Raw genomic sequence first — 25,223 nt, forward strand, 5'->3', positions numbered from 1 at the left:
AAGAAGAGTCGAAATAAGAAAAGGTTTTGAAAAAAATTAACTTATTTTTAATTCATTTACCTTTAGAGTTTCTGGTCCTATAGCCAAGCCAATTATAGCAAATAAAGCACCAATTGTTAATACCGTTAAGGCTGAGTAATTAACTGGCATTATTTTACCTAATAAAGAGATATATATTTGTGCAAAGCCTGCAACGAAAAATGCACCGTTATAAGAAAATCCTACACCAGTAGCCCTACTATATGTCTTAAACCTTTCAGCCAAATAGGCTGGAGTAATCGCTGAAGGTAGATTAATTAAAAATCCAAAAGCCGTTATGAGAAAAGTTAGATTAGACGTTGCCGAGTAAAGGTAAAGTAATATTCCAGCAAATATAGAGAGAATAGACCCTATGATAGCCATACTTTTTCTCCCAATGTAGTCTGACAAGAAACCCGAAAGAATCATCGCAGGAATCCCTATTAGGTTCATTATCAGTGCTAGGAAACCGTAAACAGATGAAGGTAACTTTAACACGTTACCTAAAAATACTGGTACAAATTGAGGACCAGAATAAATCATTAGCCAAAATCCTATCATTACTAAAATTGTTTGAAATATAGGTCTCAATCCTTGTGATACAGGCTTTTTCTCAGATTTTAGGTAAATTTCTGATTCTGTAACTTTATACCGTATTATTATAGCTAAAATTGCCGGTAGAATACCTACAAGAAATATTATTCTCCAACCCTCAGTTATTAGAAATGTTGGATCCTTAGCAAAGTAAGTGAAAAGCAAGTCTACTATTACAAATCCCACCAACGTGCCAGACTGTGTTATTCCAGAAAATAGCCCCCTACGAGTAAATACGCTTTCCATTGCAAGCGTAAAACTTGATGAGACATCCCCACCGATAAAAATTCCCTGAAAAACTCTTAAAATGCTGAGGAGTACTGTAGCCAATATTCCAGCTTGATAATATGTAGGAAGAAACGCCGTTAAACCTATTGCTAAGGAGTAACCTAAAACTGTAATGGTTAAAATTGATTTTCTTCCCTTCCAATCTGCAAATAGTCCAAAAATTAATGAGCCTATTGGTCTAAATACAACAGTAAATACTATTGGAAGAACTGCACCTAATAAACCTAGTGTAGGGTAAAAAAGTTTCCCTAAAATTGTTGATGTTATTACTACAGCCCCTAAATCATAAGAATCCATTACCCACGATAAATAAGCTCCAAGAAAGTTTATTTTCCAGTTCATAAATTGAAAACCAAGTTTATATTTTAAAAACTATGTTTTAAGGTATAACGAGTAGTTTTATTAAGTAATGTTAATTAAAAGATATCATGTTTGGATTAATCCTTACCATCATATTTCTTGTAATAGATATTGCGATTTCTATTTGGAATAGCTATAATGCTGGAAAAATATACGCCTATAGGAAAGGATTAGGAGGAGTTGTTTACACTTTAGGAGGATTCTTACCAATATCATACGTATTTGTTATAATAGTTACGGTAATATTCGCTTACTTAGGTTATCTTTCGTTTTCAGATGTAGTTTTCCTTTTAAGCTTTAGTTTCCTGTTTTTTGGCTTAGCAATAGTAGTGTGGGGTGTAATTGCAACAACTTTTTCTTTCATAGCTACAGTAAAGGGGAGAGATTGGAAGGCTGGATTAATTACTGTATATAATGCATTTGCAACAATTTTTGATGCTTATGAATATATAACTGGTTTTCTCTCTGCTTGGAAATCGGTAAGAAGAGCCATAGATTCCTCTGATTTCTCTATAATAGACGTTATAGCAGTAATAGCTATCGCAGTTGGAATAGGATTTGTTATATCTTACGTTGCATTTAAAGAAGGCTTGAGAAGTGAGAGGAGAGTAAGGTATACATTCTGATTTTTGTAACGTGTAAAAATCAGATTTAGTTAGTTTAATTTTATTAGTTCTCTAGTCTATTCTTTAACTAATGAAGGTCCTTAGAGTTAGAACATATATACCAGGGTTTGATGAAATCCTTTATGGCGGAATACCAGAGAGAAATATAGTTTTAATTTCTGGAGGTCCAGGTACTGGAAAATCGATCCTAGGTAAACAGTTTCTTTACAACGGGTTAGTAAAGAAAGATGAACCTGGGATATTTGTAGCGTTAGAAGAACATCCAGTTTCCGTAATTAGAAGTTTTAAGCATTTTGGCTGGGATATTACGAAATACGAAAAAGAAGGAAAGTTTGCAATAGTTGACGCATTCACAGCGGGTATTGGTTCAACAGCGCAAAAGGAAAAATATGTTGTTAAAGACGTAGATAATGTTGGAGAATTAAGTGGTGTATTGAGAGACGCTATAAGGAATTTAAACGCAAAGAGGGTTGTTATTGATTCGGTAAGTACACTATATTTAAGTAAGCCAGCAATGGCAAGATCTATTGTAATGCAACTAAAGAGAGTTATTGCTGGATTGGGTTGCACTGCAATGTTTATTAGCCAAGTGTCAGCTGGAGAAAGGGGATTCGGAGGACCTGGTGTTGAGCATGCTGTTGATGGTATCGTTAGACTTGATCTAGATGAGTATGAGGGACAATTGTATAGGTCAGTAATAGTTTGGAAAATGAGAGATAGTAAAATATCAATGGTTAGACATCCAATGGATATCACAGATGAAGGAATCGTAATACAGTGGGATAAATACTTAAGGATAACTAACGTCAAGGCTGAGATACAGCCTCTACCTCAAAAGGAGATTGAAGAAATGAAAAAGGCGGTTGAAGAGTCTGAAGAAGAGAAAGAATCTATACAAGAAGCTGAAATAGAAGAAGAGTAATCTTTTTTAGTCTTCTTCTTTACTCATATCTATTATCTCAGCAATTAGAAATCCAGCTATTAGCCAAAGTAAGAATATATCTAAAGTTAATGGAACAGTACCTTCGACAGATGCAGAAAAGATTACTAACGTCACTATTACTGCCGATATAGAGAGTGCTAGTTGCAAAATTCTTTTTCTAGCTCTCTTCAAAGATATTTTAAATAAAGAGAAATCTGCCGCTAAATGAACATATAAGTTAGCAAATAATGAGATTAAACCAACTAGAGCGAAAGCATTTGCTAAGTTAAAGCCGCTTATAACTGTAGAGATAAATGAGATAATCCAATATGATGCTACAGCAACAGCTACAGCATAGAAAGGTTCATTCTTTTCTGTTAGCTTAGCCAATATAGAGGGCAAAAAATCATGATACGCCATTGCGAATATGGTTCTAGATGTGGAAAAGATATATGTTAAAGTAGCTAGTACACCATCATTTGCGGCAGCGAATAATACAAATGCTAATGTCAATAATCCAAATCTATATTCTATCAAATGTATTAAATCAATATTAGTTATAGCGATGTGAAAATAAATTATATGATCTATAATCGAATAAATATCAAAAGCAGCAAGTAGTCCTCCGAGTAAGATTACAGTGATTATTGCTCTAGGAACGGTTTTCTTAGGATCTTTAACTTCTCCAGATAATGGAGTTATTGAACCATAACCTGTCGGAATGCTAGAACCAAAAATTATTGCAAGTGCTAGTCGATCTAATGGTGGAATTTTTACAAATGGATTATAAAAAGTAAATTTTGTAGTATATAAGAATGAACCGGCTATAAAAGATAACATGAATATCTCTAAAATACTTGCAAAAATTGCATATCTAAATGAGGGTTTTTTACCTATTAATGCTAAAGTAGAAGATATGCCAAGAATAAGTGAAAGTATTATAAAAGGGTTTATACTGAGTACCTCGCTTAAAACAAAAGATGCACCTAAAGCATAGGCTACACCATAAAATGAAGAATAGAGCAAGTAAGTCCATCCAGTCTCAAAGCCCAATCTTTTTGTTAAAGAATAATAAGCATAAAGATAATATCCTCCCTCCTGCGTAAATTTAGTTGAAAGCCTATATACAACAAGACCGTTAATAAGAACTAAAAGAGTTCCTAATATAACAGCAATAGGAGCGAAATATCCTCCATTTTCAAAAGCCAACAAACCGTAAACTAAAACACTCAAAAACGGAGATTGACCACCAAGACTCAAAAACACGAGATCCCTTAGACCTATTTCCCTTTTAGGTTCTTTCAGCCTCTCCTCTTTCTCAGACGATTTTGACATCTATTTAACTCTTCACTCTTCTTCATTTTTAAAATTTACTTGTTTATTCGTATTTTTTCTTTACTTGTAATCTAACTTTATATTTATTTTTACCTGCTTCAACTATATCATAATCAACAACATAACCAGTACATTCCCTATGTACTGATATCTTATCTTCTGATAATGTTAATTTAGGATCTCCGCAGTTAATTAATAGTTCCTTAAGTCTATCTTCAACTTCTTCTCTGGAGGATACATAAAATTCACTGTACATTCCATCTGCAGTTATAGAAGAGAAAGAGGATTTATAAAATATGAAATTAAATACTAGGAGAGATATAGCTGTATCTATAGCAGAAAATATTATAGCGAAAGTAGGAAGTAAGTTCCCTAATATTGGTACTTTAAGAACATAAAAAGCTAAAGCTATATAAAACGCTGAAGCTATAATAGAGGAAAGTAAAACCGAAAAAATACCTTTCTTATATTCCTTATTAAGAAATGATGAAACAAAACCAAGTATTAAACCACTAAATATTGGTATCCACCAAATTGCTAGAGCTAAAGGTATTGTATATTTAAGTTTCACTTATATCTTCTCTCTATCGTGGTTTTTAAGTCTATCTATTGTTTTGACTACATTTAAAAAGTTAAATTAGTTTTTATCAGTTAAATTTAAAATGAAAAAAGTGATTTTTTAAATGATAAAAAATGGCAAAGTTCCTACTTGTAGTTAAATCCCAAGATCAATTAAACGTTAATACAGCAGTTAACGTAGCACAAGGACTAAAAATGATGGGGGCAGAAGATGTCAAAATGGTATTCCTAGGACCTGGAATAACTGCGTTAAACAAGAAAAATGATATATCACAAATAGTAAGTAAGGCAAGTGAAAATCTTAGAAAAATGAGTATTAAAGTATATGCTTGTGAGATGGCAATGAAAAACTATAATGTTAATAAAGATGACCTAATCTTCTTTGACGAAATATCAAGAGGAGCAGACGTAATAGTTAAATTTGCAAATGAGGGTTATACAATACTAACCTTCTAAAGTTGTTAGAACTAGATAAGCACCATTTTTAACTAATGTAACTGTATCCAATATTTGGTTTTTTGTTAGTCCCTCAGAAAACATAATCTTACCTATTTGTATACTTTTAGGTATTTCAGCATCTGGAGGTATTAAGAAAAACTCCAGGTTCATTCTAATTAAATCTAGCTTTATACTCTTTAATAATGACGGATTCTTTTTTAGTTTATCGACATCTAAATCAATTATTACTGTAATTATATAAAAGGTAGAGTTTGGGTTTGTCCTGATTATTGAAACTTTAACACTATTCTCTACTGGAGGAGAAACAGTTATATGAAAATATGCATTACCGGAAGTCACTTTCTCAACTTTCATACCTAATTCCAAAAACCAATTGTATATTTCAGTATCTGTAGCCATTTTACGTACACCTTAAAGCTGAATCTCCCATACTTGAATCAACTTTATGTTGTGCAGTTGACTCGGCTAAGGACGTTATAGATTTTAGAATATTATCCGGTTGTAAATTGGCTGGAAAGGGGTATTGTAAATTACTGCGATTCATCCAGTAAGCCTTAAACCCCATAGATTTTGCCACTATTATATCTTGTGGATTTGAGGATATTATAGTAATAGCTCCTTTAACACTATTAGCTCTTTTAGCGAGATAATCAAAAAATTCTGGTGAAGGCTTGTATCTTTTTATCTCCTCGGCAGAAATAACATCTTGAACAAACACATCTATATTATTTCTTAACAAAAATTCTTTAACAAATTTCTTTTCTAGATTAGTAATTATAAAGATTCTAGCCCTATAACTTATTTCCTCTAACAATAATGAATCCTGATAAATTTCTAGCTTATCCAATTTAACTCCTTTTGCTTGTAACAGAACAGAATAGGGAACATAAACCCTAGCTAAAGTATAAGTAGTAATTACACATTGTAACTCATTTAACTCTTTAATTGTATTATCTGGGACTTTAGCTATTGTGTTTAGAAAATTAAATGCAAATACGTACATATTTATTTACCTCCTTTTATCTTCAGATAATTCTCAAGCCAGACCTTTGTTAACATTTTTTGTTTACACTCATTACATACATCTGTATACTGTGCTGTGCCAGAAAATCCCATATCTATCAGAAGGGAATCTACCTTATTTTTAACCTTTACAGAACCTATTGGCTTACCACAATATCTACACTTAGCAACAACAGCCTTACTTACAGCAATCTTCTTCAACTCCTTTATTTTAGCAAACCTCTCAACCTTTATAGCATTCTCTGGACAGTTTTTAACACACCGTTGAGAACCTATACACATTGGAATATTATACTCAAGCGACATTGTATCGTTAACATTTTTCAAGTCGGGGACCATCATTTGACAAGCCCTAACACAAACACCACATAAAACACACTTTTCTGGATCTATAGAGACGAAATAGATATCTGGAACTTCTGCTTCTTCATCAAGCTTCACTTTATTTTTCATTTCATCAATAGCCCATAAATATAGATTTCTTCTCCTATACTTCCTTAATGGTAATTCTTCTGGTATTAAGGATTTACTTAGCTCATTTTTTAACTCAAGTTTTTGTAACTCCTCAATCTTAACTTTATAAATGGGTAGTTTCGATCCAGGGAAATATGTAGGAATTTCATCTAATCTCTTCTTTTCGATATCATTAGTTTCACGATCAATTAGTAACACTGGGACTAAACCAGATGCATAAGTAACATAAAGAAATACGTCAGGGATCGAAGCTAATGAAGGTACTAATAATGGATAATAACCCTCCTGCAAAGGAATATCCTTAAATTTAGTAAATACCAAAGCTTTAGCCTTATCATCATAATAATTTATAGTGTTAATAAAATAGACTAGCTGATCAGTTGTAAACGTTGGCATTTCTAAATAACCTAGGTAACCCTTAGTGGTACAATAACCGCAATATGAACAGTTCTCTGGGGAAGTTACTCCAACCCCCTCAATAGTCTTTGCTAATATCCCTTTAGGACATGACGAAATAAGTGTATTAATTTCCCTTTCAGCAAAGATAGAATCAAAAAGAACAGGATAAGGTCTATATTCATAAAGCTTAAACTTAATTAGTGAACGTCTTGATATGGTAACGTTTTTTATGGGCTGTAATCTATATACAAGTTCTTGTCTTGATAACTTTCTTATATAAGCCATGAGTAAAGCAAATCTATAATTCTCGCCCTTTTCGGAGAACCAGGAAAGGGGTAAAACCTCTATTGCTAAAGGATTTAAACCAAGCCTTTCATCTGCTTCAGCAACAAACTTACTCATATCAGACTCGGAAACTATTAAAAGACCTTGCAATTCATTATCTCTAACATCATTAGCCAGATAATCACCAAACTCAGCCACATAAGGAATCCCACTTTCTTTATATATTTTCAACAGAAAATCATCTGTTAGTAATTCTCTAGCCCTTTGGCTAACAACTAAACCAATATTCAATTTTTACCACCACCTAATAAGTAAGAGTTCTCGAAATCAATCCAGCTTTTCAATTCCTTACACACAACCTTAAAAATATCAGCTCTAGGATCATTAATTACGTCATTAATCCAATCTGGAACCCATCCTTGGATATGAGTTATAAAGAAATTCTTTTGATCCATTAAGTTCTTGTAAATATCTTTTCTCTCTTGCCTAAACTCTATCTCTTCTTTAATTAAGTAGGCCATAAATGCTAGAATATTTGAAATATGGTCTTCCTCGAACACAAATTGATTCATGTAATTCAGTTTTAGCCTTCTTGAGCTGTAGAAGCGAATAATGTCGTCTTTCCTAAACTTTGCTACCCTTTCTCCCATTAACGAAAAGAAACGTTTACTTTCAACTGGGGTTAAGGGTTTGACCCCAAGACCAGTTAAAAAGAGGGTTGTGTATTCAATCAGATAATCACTTCTCTTAGAATTTAACAATTTTTCCCATATAGTCTTAAAATTAACGATGGAATTTATTTCTTGAATGTCTTTTATCTTCTCTAGTTTTTTCATTAATTGGGTATAATCTTCTTCATAGTAATTATAAAGGAATAAGTGTGAGAAAGTGTCATAAATTAAAAATCTCATGGAAGAGATTTCAAGAAGAGAAGACATATAAAAAACACCTTTAACTTGTAGAATTACCGTTTTGTTCTGTGTAGGTAGAGTTATTTCCTTGAGATCCTAAAATAACTACACCATTTGAAGTCCATACGTTATAATATTCTGACTCGCTAAGTAATTCAACATCGTTATCAGCGGCGTATGCACTACGCCACGGTAAATAACCGCTAGCTGGATCAGCACCGGTTTCTGGACCTAAAACAAATCCACCTTTATCTATAAACAGTATATTACCAGGGTCAGTGGGATCTAATCTATCAGCCCATATTCTCGCTTGAACCATGCAGCCGTGTATACAAGCTGGGATTCTTTCTTCTGGCGGTAGTGTTGGATCATAAATTCTATCAAAACAATGAGTACACTTCTTTGTAACACCTTCAACATAATCGAAGAATCTATTACCGTAAGGACATGCATAAATACAGTATTTAGTTCCTATGCACTCATTATAATCTACTAATACTATTCCGTCTTCTTCTCTCTTAAACGTAGCACCAACTGGACATACTGGTACACAAGGGGCATTCATACAGTGGAAACAGTTTATTGGGATGTTGTAAACTTTAGTTTGCGGATAGTTACCAACTTCAACATAAAGCACTCTTAGCCAGAACATAACATCTAATTCTCCATATGGATTTAGATCTGGTAACGGTCCAAACATTCCAGAGGTGTTCCATTCTTTACATGACATTTGACAGCCAGCACAGCCGAAACACTTGTTTAAGTCAGTTATTATAGCATAGTTTTTCTTTGGCGTGAAAGGAAGGGATTTTTGAATTCCACCTTCTTTCGGATTTAGAGTTATAGAGGACATATAAAATCACCTCAAGACATATTCATAAAAAAGAAAGACTAACTTGATGAGGACTCACCCGCAAATCCGTACCTTATCTTATAACTACCTAGCTGATAGTTATTTGACGCTAAAGAGTAAGGAGCTACATAACTCCACAGAGATGTGGACTGCATATTATTGGCGTTAAATCTTAAGTGCGGAATATTAACTCCTTGTGCAAATGGTGCACCATTACTTGCCCCACTTATACTTATCTGCCCACTCATCTGGCTAACAATTACTGACAATATATCTTGGCTAGAGAAATCTTGACCCATATAGACAAACCTATTAGCTGTAACACTTGTTTTAGTCGCTGACACTTTGCCAACAATTTTTATTCTGCTATCATGCCATGCAGTTTGTCCAGTTATTGGATCTAAATACATAATTGGGAAAGCATTATCACTCTGTGGTGACAATTGTCCACCCCTAGATGGGGGCATATATGATATATTTGCCCAGTTATTCAATATACTATACTTTACTTGCGGGGAATCTGAAGTCATACCTCTAAAGTTTGGTAAAGCTTGAGCTGAAACTACAACCCAAGCAGCACCGGGTCTAGTTGCATTGTCTAAGAATGCTATAGCTGTTAATGTAGTCCTTAATCCTCCAGACCATGGTTCATTAACAGCTTCAAATTGTACGAAATCACCACTTTGAATTCCCATACTTTTCACGTAAGGATCAGCAGAACTTAACATAACTGGAGTATATGGCATTATTGCAGTCAACCATGGAACATTAAAACTCCATGAATGGTAAGTCCTGTCATGCCTTCTCACAAAGAAAGTTAACGGGTATTCGTTTAAGTCAATGCCGTCAGAAGTAATTTCTGATTTCCATGCGGGAGGTGGATAATATCCTCCAAATGGTCTATGATAATCAAGTAAATTCTTAGCTAAAGCTTGACCATATGAATCATTGGGCAAGACGCTTTTGACTAAGAAGTTTGAGTTACCGGTCTTAAGATAGAAATAGTAATAAGCTGCATTATATCCTTGCCATTTGCCAGCTGCAGCTAGTCTGAACTTCTGTAAATATTCTAGGTATATCCTATGCACATAAGGCAAACCAATTGGTCCGTAGGCTCCAGGCATATAAGCACCCCAACCCTTAAAGTAGAACATGTTTACGTTTCTCATGTACCTTATTGATGGTGGTAACACGTAAACCGCGCCTCCTTTTCCGACCTTTACAAATCCAGGATTAATGTCTTCTAACGTCATTTGTCCAGCTGCATACTTTGTTATTATATTTTGAAGCATCTGTTGTAACTTAGGCTGGAATTTAACTGGAATTCTAAAGTAATGTTCAATACCACTAGATCTTTGATTAGCAGCAATCTTATAGGTTGGAGCTGTTGAGAAAGTTTGCCCTTGAGGTACACTGCTTAATATCTGATTTATAACATCTTGTTGATTAGCACCATTAGGTACAAAAGATGCATATAGTTTTAACTGTTGAGGATTAGGTGACTGTTTACCTTCAGCATCTGTAAGTATATATTCAAAGTTGCTTCCATAACCAGCTATTAAAACTCCGCCCTTTAAAATATACATGCCAGATGATATTAATCCAGGTTGACCTTGTTGCAATATTGTTGTCCCAGTTACTGGATCGTGAACTGTTACTGGACTAACTAATGGTAATCCAGTTACCGGATCTTGTGTCGTATAATGTGGATTCTTAGTTAGATCGATATTATTACCCTGGTTTGGATATATTCTTAGGAGCCATGCTAATGTTAATAAGAAATCACCAGCACTTAAAACTGGATACATTGCTGGCAACACTGGCCAGTTTAATGAATCAGATGGTCCTTGAGGTAAGCTGGTTGGTCTATCGAATGTAGAATGAAAACCATAAATTTCTAGGAAGGATAAGTCTGGAATTATTAAATCCACTACATTATTAGTCTCTTGCATAAATAAATCTATGCTTATTGTGAATGGAATAATATAGTTCCCACTATTATCCTTCTCTGTTACTTTTTGTAACAGATCTGTTAGAGTATAGGCATTATTCCAGTAAGGTGCAGTGATATACCACATCATTGCTTGCACGGTGTAAGGAATGACTTGGTTAGGATACTTATTCATAAAATACGTAGTATATGCAACAGCACTAATTGATCTTTGAGTTGTTAACGGAATTTCCCAGCTATATCCTCTATCTACCAGTAGAGGTCTTCCGGTCTTATAAATTACTAAATCATCTGGACCGTCTGGGAACCCATAAGGACCAGCACCAACAATAGTTACATTCTTAATATCTACAGTACCGTCATTATAAATGTATTCAGTCTTTAAGAATCCAGACCTAGTCTTAGGGAATGTTAAATTGCTTCCTTGTATTGCGCTTGCAATGTCTGGATCTAAAGTTGGTGTATTAGCTAACGGATGAGGAGGTACTGTATGACCTGGGAAATAGTGAGGATATGGATACTTATATAGGTCAGCACCTGGATTGTCCCATGCTCCTATTACTAAGACTAAATAATAATATGCTGCAGCACTCATAAAGCCATTAGCATGAGCAGCTAGACCTCTCATAAAGTAAATTGAGACTGGTCTTCCAACAACGTGGTCATGATATCTACCTAAATAATCAACCCATTTAGCTGGCTCATAAATGGATTTCTGGAATGCTACAGTAGCTATTTCATTAGCTATCCTAACAACAGTATTATGCGGTATTCCAGTGATATCAGCAACATTTAAAACACCGTATTGAGGAGATTGCTGATAGGGTGTATAAGGATCGTAATTTAGTAGTTCAGCTCTAAATAGTTCAAAAGCAGTAGTTACAGTCAATGTTATAGTTTCATTACTACCTAGGGCTTTAGGAACCGTAACTTGAATTGCCGGAACTTTTACGACTTGCCCGTTCTTTAATTTATAAGGTACTTGGATTATTTGACTTTGCATTGAAGAAGGTAATTCATCTAATGTTAGAATTGGAAATACTCCTTTTTGCCACGGAGTATCCACATATGAATACACATTACCATCGCTTCCCATAATAGCCTCTAACCACGGATTTGATGAGGAATATTCTTCATTTGATACTGGCATTCTTAAATGCAAACCTACGTTATTACCAGCTGATGGATCAGTTGGATCTAAACAATCACCATTTTGAGGATTGGGGTTAACTATAACTAGCCATGATAAGTTTGTATAGTATCTTAAGAATTCTTCATCAATGTGTGGAAATACAGCGGTTTGTGGAATATCACCAAACTGAGGTAATTGAACCACTTGCCCATTTGGAGCTACTGTCTGCATTATTAATTGCCCAGATGAAGGATCATAAGCTGGAGAAACTGGTTGTAATGTTTGTGGGTTAAGAACAGGAGTTCCTTGACCAGTTGATGCTAAATAGGCTTTATATACGTAGTAGTGGAAATCAACTAATACTCTTATCCATCCCATAGCTAATGCTCCATCAGTAGCCGGGTTTATGAACAAATGTTCATCAGAAACTGAATAAAATCCAAATCTTTCTGGAGCTATTGTGACTACCTTACCTCCGTTTTCTCTTATTATTGCGATAATTCTCCTCATCCAGTTAGGGAAGTGATCTCCAGCTAAACCGGCTAATATGAAATATTGAGCCCTTTCCTCATCTGGTCCAGCATACTCCCATACTGGCGCACCAGTTACATAAACTCCGGCAGTATAAACGTTCATTGAACAGAAGCCACCATGCGCTCCAGCATTTGCTGTCCCATAATTACCTGCGAAAAACCCAGCAGTTATTCCGGGGATTAACTGATCTCTCCCCTGGAAGAAAGCTAAAGCGTGCGGATTTTCTTCCCTAATTTTCAATAATCCGGGGAAGTTACCGACTCCTAACTGCTGTGGTGATATGCCTAGTTTATTCCAACTGGATGCATTTACACCATTTATAATTATATCATAAGCAGTATCATAGTCAATTGCAATCCATTTACCACTTCCACGATCACCTGCTCTTAGCAGTGGAAATCTTAATCTTGCTGGAGCGAAATAGTAATATACATCTGAAGCACCTCTTGGACAGACTCCTCCATCATTAATATGCCACCCTATGGTGCCAGTTATAAATCTAGGAAAACCTTGCGGTGTTCTTACAATTTCTAGTGAACACCTACCAAGACATTGGAAACAATTACCATAAACTACTTCATCATTAGGGTAGTTTAGTGTATAAGTGAAATCCTCTTGTCCTCTGAACACTTTATCTATTACTGAACCTCCCTCGAGCAAAATCGCAGTTGTTAAAGCTGTAATACCAGACAGTTTTAGAAAATCTCTTCGCGTTAGTTTTAAATTACTCATTTCAATCGTAATGTTGTTAAATTAACTAATTATTTATACCTTCACTTCAGTTTAGTAATATGTATAATAGGAAATAAAAGATTAAAGTAAATCCTCTAGTTCTTTTTTAGTCTCTGAATCTAAATTAATAGCCTTAGATGCCAATTCTTTAGCTTTAGCTAAATCACCCAATTCTTTCATTACTCTAGCCTTTAACGCGTAATATCTCCCTTTCTCTTCAAGGCTTATAGCCTTATCGATAAACATGTTGGCATCTCTATGTAAACCCAACATATAATATGAGAGAGCGACATGATAATACATATCTGCACTGGGAGAGAGTCTCAATGCAATTTTAAACTCCGCTAAAGCCAATTTATAGAATCCAGTTTCAAAGTATATCTTCCCCTTAAGAAAATGAAGAGTAACATTATTTTTTTCAAGGTCTAAGGCTTTATTTATCTCTGATAATGCATCCATTTTTAGCCCAACGTTATAATAGCACATTGCTTTCATTATTCTAGCCTCAATATTCTTAGGATTCATAGAGATAACATCATTTAAATAAACTAGAGCATTTTCGTAATCTTCCTTAGAAAAAAGAATCTTAGCTTTTAAAAACTTATAATCGTAACTTATAGGTAAAATACTGAGAGACTTATCAATGTAATCTAGCGCTTTATCCAAATCTCCTTCTTCAAAATAGTATTGAGCCAATATATAATAAAGTACGTGACTCAAAGAATACTTATTTATTCCTTCCTCTAGACTTTTTATAGCATCTTCTTTCTTGCCTAAACCTTTATAACATTCGAATTTGATATAGTAACTCTCTAATCTATCCACATTGCTAACTTCTTTTATTGCATCATCATATTTACCTAGTCTATAAAGTAGAAAACCCCTAAGAAGTTTTGTATCTTCATCTTCCCCTTTTAATTCCTTTAACGCGTCTTCATACTTACCTTGTTCTATTAGTTCCCCGATGTTCACAACTTAACTTTTTCATTTAAGATTAAAAAGATAGCTAATATGCATGATTATTCATATTACAAAAGTGAAGTGAATGTTTATTTAAAAAATAAATTAATGTTCGAATGAATAGAAATGGGACAGTTTACAGCTCCAGCACCTCCCCCTTACGGAATACAAGCACCAATACAGCAGATAAATGAATATCCTTTATGGGGAACAGAGGTAGCATTAGCATTATATTTTACTGAAGTCGCTGGTATGCTAATGGCTATAATAGGTGCTTTAGAGTTAACCGGTAAGTATCCAAGCATGGCTAAGAAAGGTGCTCCTACTGTATTTGTATCAACGATATTAGCATTTGCGTTCTTTGCATATGATTTAGGAAGACCGCTAGCAGCAACGTCCTCACCTATTGAGGCATTAATAAACTTCTCTCACTCCTGGATGGCTAGAGGTATAATATTTGTCTCAGGGTTACTACTATTTTCCTTACTGTATATGCTCTCCATATTCCTAAAATTACCACAAAAATTGGCTAGGAGTGCGAGAATTACATTTGCAGTTCTCGGAATGTTATTCGGAATATTCTCAACAACATATAGTGGTTTTGAGTTTGCAGCTACTACAGGGATTCCATTTTGGAATAATGCTGGTATACCATTATTATTCTTAGCTGGTGGTGTTTTCGTAGGTTCTGGTATCAGTTATATTTTAGCATTCGTAACTAAAGGTGATGAAGGAATAATGGCAAGAAGACTTATGGCAAAACTTTTAGCTTTCTCTGGAATTGCAGAATTAGCCTCATGGTTCTTATTCCTAGCAACTGTGAATTTCATTTATGTATTTGATGAAATAGCGTATGATTATTTACTATCACAAAGTACATTTTACATAGACCTAATACTCTCTACTCTTGCTGTATTAATCTCTGGAGGAGGAACTCTTGCGTTTTCATTTAGAATGATGCCTATTTCAAAAGAAGTAAGTAAATCATTAGGTGAGATAAAACCAGCAGATTTGCCAACAGCAGTAAAGTATGCAGTTCTAGTAGCAGCTATTTTCGCAATAGTTGCTGCATATTTAACTAGAGCCGATATACTGTTTGCTGGACAATATGCATACCAAGTTGCACCAATGACACCTTTCCAGATAGTAAGTAATCAACCAATACCAGTAGGAAGTTTTGGATGGAGAGGTTAGAAATAAAAACAAAGTTATTTTTAATTCTTTTCTTTTTTTCTATTGTCTTATTAATTATTAACAAACTGTTTTAAAAATAAAGTTTTTAAACCCATATATTAAATATTTTATAGTAAAAATATGATAGGGATACCTCTCGTAATTTCTGATTTCCTTCTTTTTTTATTAAAAGAGAGTATGGTAGTATCAAGTCTAAAGAACATAGATCCATCAGTCCTCGAAGTAATATCTAGATTTAAATTACATTTTCTAGTTTTATTATCAGCAAAAAGTTCAATAAAGGAATTAAAAATACTCTCTAAGTTAACTATAATAGGACCATTATCCTCATATAAACTTTCGCAAGAACTAGGGATGCCGTCAGCAACAGCATGGAGAATTTTAAAGAAACTTTGTAAAGAAGGATATGTGCAAAAAGGAGAAAAGAACTTCAGTATAACACCGAAAGGACTCGCTATTCTCTTCAAAAATTACCATGATGATAAAATACGAAAAGTTGTGGCTAAAAGAATAAAGGAAATTTGGAATTATGAAGGTAGCGTAGATGAAATTTACTGCTTACTTAAGGATATGGTTGATTTAATTGATAAAGGAAAGATAGATATCAAAAACATTTGTCTTAATTATCCAGCGTCACTAGCAGGATTTTTATACCCTCTAGCAAGCGAATTGTCAGAAGAAACAAAAAAAGTAATAGCACATTACATGCTAAAAACCTTTCCTTCAACTAATTTGACTCCCTATTGCAGAGGAATTATATCATTTGATAATAGAGCCACTCCGTATCTTATAGCTGTAGAATGTAAAGCTGAAGGAATTAAATTAAACCATTATTGTGAGCTATTACAAAAATTATATAATAAAAATTCTATAAGCTAAGATAAAAAAGAAAATTTTTCTTGGGAATTTATTTAGATACTTCTCCCAATACTTTAAATATTTCGTTAAAGTCTGCTTCACTAAGTTTAACAAAAACTCCGTAGTTACCCATTACACATACAGCATACTCTCCTGCAGCTACTGCCCAACCAAGAAATGGTGTCCACTTCATTCCGCTGATCTTTGTAAACGATTCGGCTTCTATAGTTCCCATTAATGAATTTGCAGCACACATCTTAGCTACCATTTCAGCTAATTCCTTAGTTAATGGTCCCTTGTACTCAACTAACTTACCATCTGCAGTAAAATGGCCTGCTGCTATAGCTCCCTTTAGCCTCATTAGCCTATCGAGTTTTTCGGAAATAGACATGTTTCTCTAATTTAAATTATATCTATCATATATATAAGATTTTTGTGAAAAACATTTTAATAATATATTTAACTTGATTTTCGAAATGTTTAAATTATTACGATTAACATGTTAAAAGTCGTTAAAGGAAATTTAAAGAAGATAAATAATGTAAATAGAAAAAATTATAAGGAAAGTTATTATATTGAAAATTTATTAAATAAAGAAATTTCCTATGATCAACCATATTAAGATAAACAGTCTAATAAGTATTGTGAAGTTAGACGAAATAAAAAGGATGAAACAAATAGGAGAAGAATACGAAAAACTTCTTGATAACTTACTTAATCTTATTTTCCAGAAAGCCTCAAACTGCTTAGCCTTAGAGTTGGATGATTCCCTTACACCAATATTTGCTGTAACACAAGTAAAAACACCGAATAGTTTACTTGCTTTCCCTTACAAATGTAATGGAAAAATAGGCTACATAGTAATAACTGAAGATGGAAAATTGGTATTTGAGGATGAAGAAGGAAATATAATACAGATTGGAGATATAAGTATATGAAAAAAGTTACTGAATTTAAGGGAAAATTGTTCGAAGGACCAATATGGGTTAAAGACACACTCTATTTCGTTGACATTACTAGAGGTGAAATACATAGTATAAAGGAAAATCAACATGAAGTGATAAGACTAAATTCGTATGTGAGTTCAATACAGCCAAGGAAAAAAGGAGGATTAATTGCAACATCTGGGAAAGGATTCTATATAATAGAAAACAATATGGTTAATCTTCTATATAAAGTTGAAAATTGGGATGAAAGAAACAGATTTAATGACGGAAAATGTGACGCCATGGGAAGATATTGGGTAGGTACGATGAACTTAGAGGAAAAGTATCCAACTGGAGCATTATACGTTTTAGACCTTAATATAAAACTCAGAAAGGTTTTAGATGGAGTCACTATATCAAATGGATTAGCATGGAGTCTAGATAATAAAAAGTTCTATTACATAGATTCTCCCACAAAGAAAATATACGTATTTGATTTTGACCTAATGAAGGGTGAAATATCAAATAGAAACACCTTAATAGATCTTTCTTCATATCCAGGAGTACCAGATGGAATGACAATCGATTCTGAAGGAATGTTATGGGTAGCTCTTTATGGTGGAGGAAGAGTACTAAGAGTTACTGAAGGAAGAGTATTAGAAGAAATAAAAGTCCCTGCCTCTCACGTAACTTCAGTAACATTTGGAGATTCAGACTTAAAAACACTTTATATAACAACTGCAAATGAGGAGGAAAATGGAGGGTATATTTATTCTGAAAGGGTTGGCATTAAGGGAGTGGAAACTTACTACTGTGAATTCTAACCAAAGTTTATTCTTCTTTTTTCTATATTTTCATTACATATTGCATTAGCCATCTTAATCTCATCATCAAAATATTTTATCTTAACTATTTGCCTATCATCAAAATATTCTGGGTATGCTTGCTTCAAGTTATCTGTTGAAAGCCCAGTCTTATATAAACTATAAACAGGTTTTCCCATAGCATAAGCCATAAAGAGCTCAATTTGAGTACCAACACCTCCACCAAGGCTAACTAGAATATCAGAAGACCTGACAAGCATTACTGACCTACATCTAAATTCACATCCCGTATATACTTTAATTACTTCTTCTGGAATTTCCACCTCTTCTCTCTCTATGGGAAGAAAAAGGACAACTGGTAATCCTTTATTCAGAGCCTCATCTACCACTATCTTCATTAATCCCCAGTAACCACCTAAAAGTAATCTAACTTTTTTACAACTTGAGACTTCGTCAACGAATCTCTTAGCCCTTTCCTTTAATTCTTCTGAAACTTCTCCGCTGTGAGCAGCTATACCAATTTGCATAATTACGTATGAGCTAAAGCTGGTAATATTTTTATTAGCACTAGAATAATTCCTATGAGTACACCAATTTCAACTAGAAGTATTGTTATACTCCAATCCTCCCCTTCATCTTTTTGATTCATATATTTTAATTCAGGTGGATAATTATAAATTATGTGCAGAATGTTAGCTTATATAGGTGAAAAGGAAAAACTTAAAAAATTTGCAGAATGTTTAGTAGCTTCCGCTAAAGATGACCCCATTACGCATGATGTACATTCTGATGGTTGGGGGATCGTGGCTTTACAAGATGATGATATAATTTACTATCGCAATGTAAATCCCATCTTTAAAGATAAAGAAAGACTCATAAATATTATAGATTCTTTAAAGAATGCTAAAGTAATAATTCATGCTAGATTAGCTACCGATAAGTCATTAGTAGCTCCTTATCTATCTCATCCATATATGGAAAGTAATGAGAAAGGAATATTCTTTATCGCCCATAACGGTAGTGTTGATAAACAGTTGCTAGGTGAAGCTTTAGGGATAAATCCTAAACTTATGGTTGACTCTGAGCTTATTGGAAAATATATACAGAAAAAAGGAATAGAAGGAGTTGAAGACTTAATTAAGTATACAAAATCTGCCTTAAATCTACTAATATTATATGTGGATAGAGAAAGTAGAAAGTCACATTTATACTATTTTAACTACTACAACAAGGATTATGTAAAGAGCAAAGGGATCCCGGAAGAGTATTATAAGATGTATGTTGGCGAGAATTATGTTTTCTCTTCTTCGTTAGCTTATAGTGGTTGTGACAAGATGAAAGAGGCTGAGTTTGGAGAACTGAAAGAACTCTAATTTTTTATTCTGATAGTTTGATCTTACTATTAATAATGATGAGTTGGGACCTCTAAGATTGGTGAAGAGAACTTACCCGACTGACAATAATTTGGTAAAACCTAAGTATAGCAGACATTATAAATAAAATAACCGCTAAGGGAATTAATGCTATATTTATTAAAAAGAAAGTAGAATCGGATGCGATTAAAAAGGGTAAAAATAAAATCATTAATTTCTCTAATGAGAGTAACTTTAAAGAAATAAGCAATAAGAAAAGTAATGCGTTACTCGTAGCCTTATTAATTTTTCTTAACATTATGTTTACCTCTTAATTGCAGTAATAAATTTAATCCAAGGTCAATAACCGCCTTATTTATAGAATTAACAAGTTAAAAATCTAAGATATCATTTGTTAATCGATATTTATTTCTAGAAAAAATATTACTAATTATTCCTGCAAATTTTCATAGTGTCTTTTAATTAGCTAAGAATTTTCTTAGCATTTAAACTAAGATTACAAGAATTCATCTCAGTACCTAATCTTTGTAAAGATTCGCTATTAATATATCTACGACGACATTATAGTTGGCTACAATAATTAATGATTACCATATCTTTTTTAATGCCAGTAACAAATATATAATTATGAGAATTGTTGAAGATAAGGATGGTGAAAGGTTCTTAGTTATTGAGAACGATGAGGACTTCGAGAGGTTTAAAGAAGACTTACTGAGACTTGCAAGAGAGAAGGCTAAGGGTCATGCCCGTAAACCTTCTTATGAGACCCAACCTCCCAAATGAAAACTACACAATTTTTTGGATCAATACTATAAAGTATCCTTATATCACCCGTAACTTCTATTGAGAACATGGGATTTCCGTATTTATCCTTCCCCAGTTTCTCTCTGGCATATTTTAGTGGGTCTTTTCTTAGTAAATCTAATTTTTCAAGTATTAACATTACTGTTTTATCGATGAAATTATCTACTGCATACTCCATAAACTCATGATAGTTCTTTGCTTTCCTCATTGAAAACCTCAATTCCCACTTCTCACAAACCACAATAAAAGATATAGAAGAGAGATTTAAAAATCTTTCTATTTTCGTATATTATTTCATTAGAAATAATAATATAAATTACTAATGTAATATGCGATTAACAGAAGCAGAAAACCGGCAAAGATTGCTAAACCATTTACTGCTGGGTTATCATACCTATAGTGGGCTAATGCGAACCTCCTCCACCTCCCCCTCTTCTTCACATAAACCCCAGCTTCAGTAAACATATCCAGAAACATATGAGTAGGACCTACTATCACTCCGGAGACCAATACTTCAATTAAAGCATAATAACCGTACATATAGTGTATGAGGAAGATTAAGGGAATTGTTGGTAATAATCCCCATAATACACTCCTAGGATAAGTATGGGTTAAAGGAGACCTAACCGGTATATAACCCCTTCCAGTCAACAACTCCCTATGCCCTATCTTATCAATCAGAGAATTACCCAAAATAGAAGAATATGCAGCTACGAAAAAACTCACGAAAAAATTGTTAGAAAGAAAAACCAAAACTAATGATATAACACCAAGCGAGAAAACATAATGAGTCCTCAACTTCACAGAATAGAATATATAAAAAAGGTATTTAAATTTAGTTATTAGAATATTTCTTTACTAATTCATAAAATTCTCTAAATTCTCCTCCTTTATAGACGTTAAACTCTGCATTTTTCAATACACCAGTTACGAACTCCTTACTAATCTTTATTGGTAAATTTTTAACAATATAATCTGCAGCTATATCTAAGTTTTCTTTAATGATAGTTATTCCCTCCATATACGCATTAATAACTTTATCCTCTTGTGAATTTATGTGAATTCCACAACTCCCTGGAACATTAAGCAGATCTTCAAATGCTTCTCCTTTCCCTAAGGCAGAGGATAATGTTGCTGCACTAATTTGATTATTTTTTAACATATTTACAAGTTGCATCATATCATCAGAGTATACTAGCTCAGCCTTAACCTTTTTTAGATCTATTGTGGCTCTTGTTAAAACGTCAGCAGCACTCCCCTTTCTCCAGACTCCTATTTTACCCTCTGTTAGCTTAGGCGAAATCAACATTAACTTCTTTACAGTAATAAAATCAATCCTTAGCCCTCTTTTTGCTAATGAAACTGTAGAATCAACTATAGCATCGACATCTTTTCCGCCTTCTTTTCCGAAAATTATTTCTATATCTTTATTCTTCATTTGATATGCTATTAAAGGATAGGATACTGGGCCTGGAGCGGCTAATATTCTAATTTTACTCTGGGAATTCATGAGTTTCTATGAAACTACTTTTCTTAAATGTTTTTATTAGAAAAATTGACGATAACTAAACTTAAATATAGCGAGATAAATTACACCTTTATGCAAAAAAAGGATATAACATTTCTTCATGCATTATTAATTATTATTCCTTTGACTATTGCAATAAGAGCATCTAATAATATGTTAATGACAACAATTCCCCTTGTAACCAAATACATATTTAATTTTAGCGAAAGCGAAATCGGAATTATTTCAGCCCTAACTTCACTGTTTACGTTTATTGGAAGCGGTGTAATCAATTCTAGATTGAAACGCGATATGAGGAAAAAAGTTTTTAGAGCATCTGGCATAGTTTACGCTATACTTTTACCTATCTTTTATTTTGCTTCTCCAATTACTATTTGGGTTTTATCAGCGTTAGCTGGGATTGTTCTTGGTATACTTATGCCAAATATTATTACTTATGCCGGATTACTAAAAGATAGAAGGCAAAGGGAAAGAGTACTCTCAATTTATACCTTAGCATTATCAGCAAGTTTAGTAATCGGACCAGCAATTGAGTCATGGATATTAAATTACTTTTCACTCCTAGAAGTTTTCCTATTCTTTGCCCCATTCTCAATTCTTTCTGGGATAATGTCATTCTTTGTAGATTTCCCAGAAGAGAGAAATGATGGTAAAAAGACAAAAGTCTTCGAAAATCCAGGGTTTATAACGGCAGTTATTAATATCTTAACATATAATATAGTTTTCTCAATACTTCTTGCTTTTGCAGGAATATATGCAAAATCTACTTTTAATATCTCTTACTCTTCTGTTACCCTAATCTTCTCAGCTTTCTTTTTAACCTCATTCCTTTCTAGGCTTTACCTTTCTATTAGACCCGCAGAAAGGCTATGGTATTATATGTCTTTTGCAATATCAATAACAACACTTGGTTTAGTATTTATTTCAGTTTTACCATCAAACTTAGTTCTCTTTACGGTAGCTCTATTGCTTCTAGGAATTCCTCATGGAATAACATATCCCTTATCCATCATTTCTATAAGCAGGACTTTCTTACCAGAAGAAAGAAATGAGGCAAATAGTATATTCTTTGCTATTATGATGCTAATAGGTATAGTAACTCCAACAATATCGGGCTTTGTAATTGAGATAATTGGATTTAGAACCACTCTAACTTTCATAATTCCTATAATCCTCTCGCTTCTTGTCTTGTTGAGACGTTATGTTAAATATGTTGATACTCAGATTGATAAAACCTATAAGAGTATAGCTAAATAATTTTAGAAAATATAACGAAGTAGTTCTATAATAATCTTGTTTCATAAACTATGGCCTTAATGTTTTCTGTTTGTTTAATAAAGAGAGGAGAATAAAACCTAATACTGCACAGACTAGACCAAATTCTTTATACATAGGTGTTGAAAGCAATAGAGAGAAAACGAGACTGCCCAAGAGTCCAGCTACAGCTTTTCCAGTATATAAAATTGCATTATTTGAAGTAGAATATTTTTCACCGAATATGTCCCCAGATATCGAGAAGTAAAGTGTTATAAGTGAACCACCAAAGAATCCAATCACTAACACTGAGGCCAATATAATATTGAAAGTAAATAGTAGGCTTCCTAATATCATCATAGAGAGTGTTAAGATTAATGTTCTATATCTTCCTAGTATGTCTGAAATATACCCCAAGATTGGTCTACTTATCCCGCTTAACAAAGGAAATATTGTGATTAAGAATAACGTATTTTCCTTTCCTATTAGAGAAAGCGATGAGGAATATATTGTTAAAGGAACCGCACTTAATGCAAATGAAAGGTAAATTAACCACCATCTACCTTCTTTTATTATTCTACTTGGTTTTTCTCCTCTAGCTATAGAGGGATATTCTACAAAATTTGATAAAAATGATAATAATACTAATTCTACTAGCCCTATGATTAACATCACTAACCTATAATTTTGGTAGGGATAAATAAAGGGATTCAGTATTGAAGCACCTAGGCCGAAACCCAAGGATACGAAACCAGTAGCAAATCCTCTAGTTTTACTAAACCATTTCACAGCTAAATTTGCAGCAATTCCATACAAGATACCTTCACCTATACTTCCAAAAGACCAAAAGAAATAGAACTCATAAATGTTATTTGAAAATGAAGTCCCTAAGAATCCTATTGCTGAGAGTATTGATGATATGATTCCAATACTTTTAGGCCCTCTATAATCAGCTATGCCTCCTCCAATTATTTGAAATACTGTTGAAAAGAATGTGAAGAGAGTGAAAGCTACTTCTATTTCCGGTATAGTAGAATTTAATCCTTTAACTAAGTGAGGCAAGAAAGCATTCCAAGAATATTGATATAATGAATTGAACGACATAATAATGAATCCAATTATTAGAAATTTTCTCTTCACAGTCACTACTTGTTGAAATAATTATTTATATTTCTTTAGCTGATATAGGGTTGTGGGTTATAAATCTAGGCTTTATCATTTAGGCAAATGGAATTTTCTAAGATATAGGTATAATCTGATAATAAGTAAAAAATTGGCTTTAAAGATTGCTAGGAAGAGATGGAAAGAGAGATATTTATGAGTTTCATTAATTAACACATGCTAGTTGAAATTCATCTTAACCTTTTAGAGTTTAAAAATTCCATTTCCAATTATATTCTAGAGACTGAAGAAAATGGATGGAATAAAATTAGAGGTTTTGAGGGTGAATACTATTATAAGGAATTTAATGGATATACTATTTTAGTTTCCGCTAATTTTCCTCTTGAAAAGGGATATATTTTCGAGAATTTAAAGATTAATAAGCTTAGGGAAATTCTTGATCAGCCTGGAAAAGTAAAGTATTATTTAACGTTAGATATTTCTGATAACACGCTAACTACTACTAAGGAGGACTGTTTTGATCCTTTCCCTGGCATAGATATTGTTAACGGTATGTTAAAGGATTTTCAGTTCTTTAGAGACGAATGCTGTGTAAGAATAATTACACAAATGGATTCTATCGATGATTTTCCTATTGCATTAAATAGGATAATCAATGGATTCCAACTTTATTACTCAATAGTTAATCTTCAGGAACAAGTAGCTATAAATTACGTTAAGAACTATATTAAGTGAAGAATACTTACATGCCAGATCTCTAACAAACCTAAAGTAATAATTTAAGGATTTTCTCCTAATCAAAAACCAGGAGATATTTATTCATGAGTAAGCAAAAATTTTCATTTATTATTCTATATTTATTACTAGAATATTCTTAATTAGTTCAGATGCAAAAGATTCTCCAG

General features: G+C 33.3%; 27 protein-coding genes. 11 read left to right on the forward strand and 16 right to left on the reverse strand.

The window, feature by feature from the left end:
* Positions 1 to 36: 36 nt before the first annotated feature.
* Positions 37 to 1,242: an MFS transporter gene (locus tag STK_RS10195; RefSeq protein ID WP_010979895.1), complete on the reverse strand. Its 1,206-nt coding sequence runs from the start codon at positions 1,240 to 1,242 to the stop codon at positions 37 to 39.
* 86 nt (positions 1,243 to 1,328) lie between these two features.
* On the opposite strand from STK_RS10195, the gene STK_RS10200 reads away from it, so the two are divergent.
* Positions 1,329 to 1,886, forward strand: a complete 558-nt coding sequence (locus STK_RS10200) for a hypothetical protein (RefSeq protein ID WP_010979896.1) — start codon at positions 1,329 to 1,331, stop codon at positions 1,884 to 1,886.
* 70 nt (positions 1,887 to 1,956) lie between these two features.
* Positions 1,957 to 2,808 (forward strand): KaiC domain-containing protein, encoded by an 852-nt coding sequence (locus STK_RS10205; protein ID WP_010979897.1) that lies wholly within the window; start codon positions 1,957 to 1,959, stop codon positions 2,806 to 2,808.
* Positions 2,809 to 2,814: 6 nt separating this feature from the next.
* On the opposite strand, the gene STK_RS10210 is transcribed toward STK_RS10205, so the two are convergent.
* Together STK_RS10210 and STK_RS10215 are read right to left on the reverse strand one after the other, a co-directional pair.
* The gene (locus STK_RS10210; protein ID WP_010979899.1) at positions 2,815 to 4,143 is read right to left on the reverse strand and encodes an APC family permease; all 1,329 of its coding nucleotides are present in this window, start codon (positions 4,141 to 4,143) and stop codon (positions 2,815 to 2,817) included.
* 43 nt (positions 4,144 to 4,186) lie between these two features.
* The gene (locus tag STK_RS10215) at positions 4,187 to 4,714 is read right to left on the reverse strand and encodes a hypothetical protein (RefSeq protein ID WP_010979900.1); all 528 of its coding nucleotides are present in this window, start codon (positions 4,712 to 4,714) and stop codon (positions 4,187 to 4,189) included.
* Positions 4,715 to 4,836: 122 nt separating this feature from the next.
* Between STK_RS10215 and STK_RS10220 the strand changes: the two genes are divergently transcribed.
* Entirely contained in the window at positions 4,837 to 5,178 is a 342-nt protein-coding gene (locus STK_RS10220; RefSeq protein WP_010979901.1) for a DsrE family protein, read from the forward strand.
* Here STK_RS10220 and STK_RS10225 read toward each other — a convergent pair.
* The 7 genes from STK_RS10225 to STK_RS10255 form a co-directional block, all read right to left on the reverse strand.
* Positions 5,167 to 5,580, reverse strand: a complete 414-nt coding sequence (locus tag STK_RS10225) for a DUF2299 domain-containing protein (RefSeq protein WP_010979902.1) — start codon at positions 5,578 to 5,580, stop codon at positions 5,167 to 5,169. The genes STK_RS10220 and STK_RS10225 overlap by 12 nt on opposite strands.
* 1 nt (position 5,581) lies before the next feature.
* Positions 5,582 to 6,184: an HAD family hydrolase gene (locus tag STK_RS10230; RefSeq protein ID WP_010979903.1), complete on the reverse strand. Its 603-nt coding sequence runs from the start codon at positions 6,182 to 6,184 to the stop codon at positions 5,582 to 5,584.
* Positions 6,185 to 6,186: 2 nt separating this feature from the next.
* Complete coding sequence (locus STK_RS10235) at positions 6,187 to 7,653, reverse strand: 4Fe-4S dicluster domain-containing protein (RefSeq protein WP_052846662.1); 1,467 nt, start codon at positions 7,651 to 7,653, stop codon at positions 6,187 to 6,189.
* Positions 7,650 to 8,300, reverse strand: coding sequence for a TorD/DmsD family molecular chaperone (locus tag STK_RS10240; protein WP_010979905.1), 651 nt, complete (start codon positions 8,298 to 8,300; stop codon positions 7,650 to 7,652). The genes STK_RS10235 and STK_RS10240 overlap by 4 nt, the downstream gene beginning before the upstream one ends.
* 13 nt (positions 8,301 to 8,313) lie before the next feature.
* Positions 8,314 to 9,126 carry a 4Fe-4S dicluster domain-containing protein gene (locus STK_RS10245; RefSeq protein WP_010979906.1) on the reverse strand — a complete coding sequence of 271 codons (813 nt, stop codon included), beginning with the start codon at positions 9,124 to 9,126 and terminating at the stop codon, positions 8,314 to 8,316.
* Between the two features lie 38 nt (positions 9,127 to 9,164).
* On the reverse strand, positions 9,165 to 13,475 hold the full coding sequence (locus STK_RS10250; protein WP_010979907.1) for a twin-arginine translocation signal domain-containing protein: 4,311 nt from the start codon (positions 13,473 to 13,475) through the stop codon (positions 9,165 to 9,167).
* 81 nt (positions 13,476 to 13,556) lie between these two features.
* Complete coding sequence (locus tag STK_RS10255) at positions 13,557 to 14,447, reverse strand: tetratricopeptide repeat protein (protein WP_010979908.1); 891 nt, start codon at positions 14,445 to 14,447, stop codon at positions 13,557 to 13,559.
* A gap of 114 nt (positions 14,448 to 14,561) precedes the next feature.
* On the opposite strand from STK_RS10255, the gene nrfD reads away from it, so the two are divergent.
* Together nrfD and STK_RS10265 are read left to right on the forward strand one after the other, a co-directional pair.
* Positions 14,562 to 15,629 (forward strand): NrfD/PsrC family molybdoenzyme membrane anchor subunit, encoded by a 1,068-nt coding sequence (nrfD, locus tag STK_RS10260; protein ID WP_010979909.1) that lies wholly within the window; start codon positions 14,562 to 14,564, stop codon positions 15,627 to 15,629.
* Between the two features lie 120 nt (positions 15,630 to 15,749).
* Complete coding sequence (locus STK_RS10265; RefSeq protein WP_010979910.1) at positions 15,750 to 16,508, forward strand: winged helix-turn-helix transcriptional regulator; 759 nt, start codon at positions 15,750 to 15,752, stop codon at positions 16,506 to 16,508.
* 28 nt (positions 16,509 to 16,536) lie between these two features.
* Here STK_RS10265 and STK_RS10270 read toward each other — a convergent pair whose 3' ends face one another.
* On the reverse strand, positions 16,537 to 16,878 hold the full coding sequence (locus STK_RS10270; protein WP_010979911.1) for a DUF2173 family protein: 342 nt from the start codon (positions 16,876 to 16,878) through the stop codon (positions 16,537 to 16,539).
* 253 nt (positions 16,879 to 17,131) lie between these two features.
* Here STK_RS10270 and STK_RS10275 point away from each other — a divergent pair, with 253 nt between their 5' ends.
* Together STK_RS10275 and STK_RS10280 are read left to right on the forward strand one after the other, a co-directional pair.
* Positions 17,132 to 17,425, forward strand: coding sequence for a hypothetical protein (locus STK_RS10275; protein WP_232616470.1), 294 nt, complete (start codon positions 17,132 to 17,134; stop codon positions 17,423 to 17,425).
* The gene (locus STK_RS10280) at positions 17,422 to 18,237 is read left to right on the forward strand and encodes an SMP-30/gluconolactonase/LRE family protein (RefSeq protein WP_010979913.1); all 816 of its coding nucleotides are present in this window, start codon (positions 17,422 to 17,424) and stop codon (positions 18,235 to 18,237) included. Before STK_RS10275 ends, STK_RS10280 begins: the two co-directional genes overlap by 4 nt.
* Here STK_RS10280 and STK_RS10285 read toward each other — a convergent pair.
* Positions 18,234 to 18,764, reverse strand: a complete 531-nt coding sequence (locus STK_RS10285; RefSeq protein ID WP_010979914.1) for an LOG family protein — start codon at positions 18,762 to 18,764, stop codon at positions 18,234 to 18,236. The two genes, STK_RS10280 and STK_RS10285, sit on opposite strands and share 4 nt — an antisense overlap.
* Positions 18,765 to 18,917: 153 nt before the next feature.
* Between STK_RS10285 and STK_RS10290 the strand changes: the two genes are divergently transcribed.
* A complete protein-coding gene (locus STK_RS10290; RefSeq protein WP_010979915.1) occupies positions 18,918 to 19,610 on the forward strand; it encodes a class II glutamine amidotransferase in 693 nt (230 codons plus the stop codon).
* A gap of 733 nt (positions 19,611 to 20,343) precedes the next feature.
* Here STK_RS10290 and STK_RS10300 read toward each other — a convergent pair.
* Genes STK_RS10300 through STK_RS10310 form a run of 3 tightly spaced genes read right to left on the reverse strand, consistent with a single transcriptional unit; the run spans position 20,344 to position 21,924 of the window.
* Positions 20,344 to 20,655 carry a type II toxin-antitoxin system RelE family toxin gene (locus STK_RS10300; protein WP_010979917.1) on the reverse strand — a complete coding sequence of 104 codons (312 nt, stop codon included), beginning with the start codon at positions 20,653 to 20,655 and terminating at the stop codon, positions 20,344 to 20,346.
* Between the two features lie 56 nt (positions 20,656 to 20,711).
* Entirely contained in the window at positions 20,712 to 21,218 is a 507-nt protein-coding gene (locus tag STK_RS10305; RefSeq protein WP_010979918.1) for a DUF1286 domain-containing protein, read from the reverse strand.
* Between the two features lie 31 nt (positions 21,219 to 21,249).
* Positions 21,250 to 21,924 carry a DUF3834 domain-containing protein gene (locus tag STK_RS10310; RefSeq protein WP_010979919.1) on the reverse strand — a complete coding sequence of 225 codons (675 nt, stop codon included), beginning with the start codon at positions 21,922 to 21,924 and terminating at the stop codon, positions 21,250 to 21,252.
* 90 nt (positions 21,925 to 22,014) lie between these two features.
* Between STK_RS10310 and STK_RS10315 the strand changes: the two genes are divergently transcribed.
* Positions 22,015 to 23,199, forward strand: a complete 1,185-nt coding sequence (locus tag STK_RS10315; protein WP_198429682.1) for an MFS transporter — start codon at positions 22,015 to 22,017, stop codon at positions 23,197 to 23,199.
* A 48-nt stretch (positions 23,200 to 23,247) separates the two neighbouring features.
* Here STK_RS10315 and STK_RS10320 read toward each other — a convergent pair whose 3' ends face one another.
* Complete coding sequence (locus STK_RS10320) at positions 23,248 to 24,336, reverse strand: MFS transporter (RefSeq protein ID WP_052846664.1); 1,089 nt, start codon at positions 24,334 to 24,336, stop codon at positions 23,248 to 23,250.
* Positions 24,337 to 24,388: 52 nt separating this feature from the next.
* Here STK_RS10320 and STK_RS15905 point away from each other — a divergent pair, with 52 nt between their 5' ends.
* Both STK_RS15905 and STK_RS10325 read left to right on the forward strand, forming a co-directional pair.
* The gene (locus STK_RS15905; protein WP_260311129.1) at positions 24,389 to 24,517 is read left to right on the forward strand and encodes a hypothetical protein; all 129 of its coding nucleotides are present in this window, start codon (positions 24,389 to 24,391) and stop codon (positions 24,515 to 24,517) included.
* 17 nt (positions 24,518 to 24,534) lie between these two features.
* Positions 24,535 to 25,053, forward strand: a complete 519-nt coding sequence (locus STK_RS10325) for a hypothetical protein (protein WP_010979922.1) — start codon at positions 24,535 to 24,537, stop codon at positions 25,051 to 25,053.
* Positions 25,054 to 25,223 lie beyond the last annotated feature (170 nt).

The sequence above is a fragment of the Sulfurisphaera tokodaii str. 7 genome, assembly GCF_000011205.1.
Classification (GTDB): domain Archaea; phylum Thermoproteota; class Thermoprotei_A; order Sulfolobales; family Sulfolobaceae; genus Sulfurisphaera; species Sulfurisphaera tokodaii.

Bases quoted from the DNA above. Each gene is read 5' to 3' on its own strand.
- STK_RS10220 (WP_010979901.1), top strand. From the start codon at position 4,837: ATGGCAAAGTTCCTACTTGTAGTTAAATCCCAAGATCAATTAAACGTT.
- STK_RS10285 (WP_010979914.1), bottom strand. From the start codon at position 18,764: ATGCAAATTGGTATAGCTGCTCACAGCGGAGAAGTTTCAGAAGAATTA.
- STK_RS10250 (WP_010979907.1), bottom strand. From the start codon at position 13,475: ATGAGTAATTTAAAACTAACGCGAAGAGATTTTCTAAAACTGTCTGGT.
- STK_RS10265 (WP_010979910.1), top strand. From the start codon at position 15,750: ATGATAGGGATACCTCTCGTAATTTCTGATTTCCTTCTTTTTTTATTA.
- STK_RS10195 (WP_010979895.1), bottom strand. From the start codon at position 1,242: ATGAACTGGAAAATAAACTTTCTTGGAGCTTATTTATCGTGGGTAATG.
- STK_RS10205 (WP_010979897.1), top strand. From the start codon at position 1,957: ATGAAGGTCCTTAGAGTTAGAACATATATACCAGGGTTTGATGAAATC.
- STK_RS10325 (WP_010979922.1), top strand. From the start codon at position 24,535: ATGCTAGTTGAAATTCATCTTAACCTTTTAGAGTTTAAAAATTCCATT.
- STK_RS10310 (WP_010979919.1), bottom strand. From the start codon at position 21,924: ATGAATTCCCAGAGTAAAATTAGAATATTAGCCGCTCCAGGCCCAGTA.
- nrfD (WP_010979909.1), top strand. From the start codon at position 14,562: ATGGGACAGTTTACAGCTCCAGCACCTCCCCCTTACGGAATACAAGCA.
- STK_RS10240 (WP_010979905.1), bottom strand. From the start codon at position 8,300: ATGTCTTCTCTTCTTGAAATCTCTTCCATGAGATTTTTAATTTATGAC.
- STK_RS10280 (WP_010979913.1), top strand. From the start codon at position 17,422: ATGAAAAAAGTTACTGAATTTAAGGGAAAATTGTTCGAAGGACCAATA.
- STK_RS10210 (WP_010979899.1), bottom strand. From the start codon at position 4,143: ATGTCAAAATCGTCTGAGAAAGAGGAGAGGCTGAAAGAACCTAAAAGG.
- STK_RS10315 (WP_198429682.1), top strand. From the start codon at position 22,015: ATGCAAAAAAAGGATATAACATTTCTTCATGCATTATTAATTATTATT.
- STK_RS10200 (WP_010979896.1), top strand. From the start codon at position 1,329: ATGTTTGGATTAATCCTTACCATCATATTTCTTGTAATAGATATTGCG.
- STK_RS10245 (WP_010979906.1), bottom strand. From the start codon at position 9,126: ATGTCCTCTATAACTCTAAATCCGAAAGAAGGTGGAATTCAAAAATCC.
- STK_RS10225 (WP_010979902.1), bottom strand. From the start codon at position 5,580: ATGGCTACAGATACTGAAATATACAATTGGTTTTTGGAATTAGGTATG.
- STK_RS10290 (WP_010979915.1), top strand. From the start codon at position 18,918: ATGTGCAGAATGTTAGCTTATATAGGTGAAAAGGAAAAACTTAAAAAA.
- STK_RS10230 (WP_010979903.1), bottom strand. From the start codon at position 6,184: ATGTACGTATTTGCATTTAATTTTCTAAACACAATAGCTAAAGTCCCA.
- STK_RS10270 (WP_010979911.1), bottom strand. From the start codon at position 16,878: ATGTCTATTTCCGAAAAACTCGATAGGCTAATGAGGCTAAAGGGAGCT.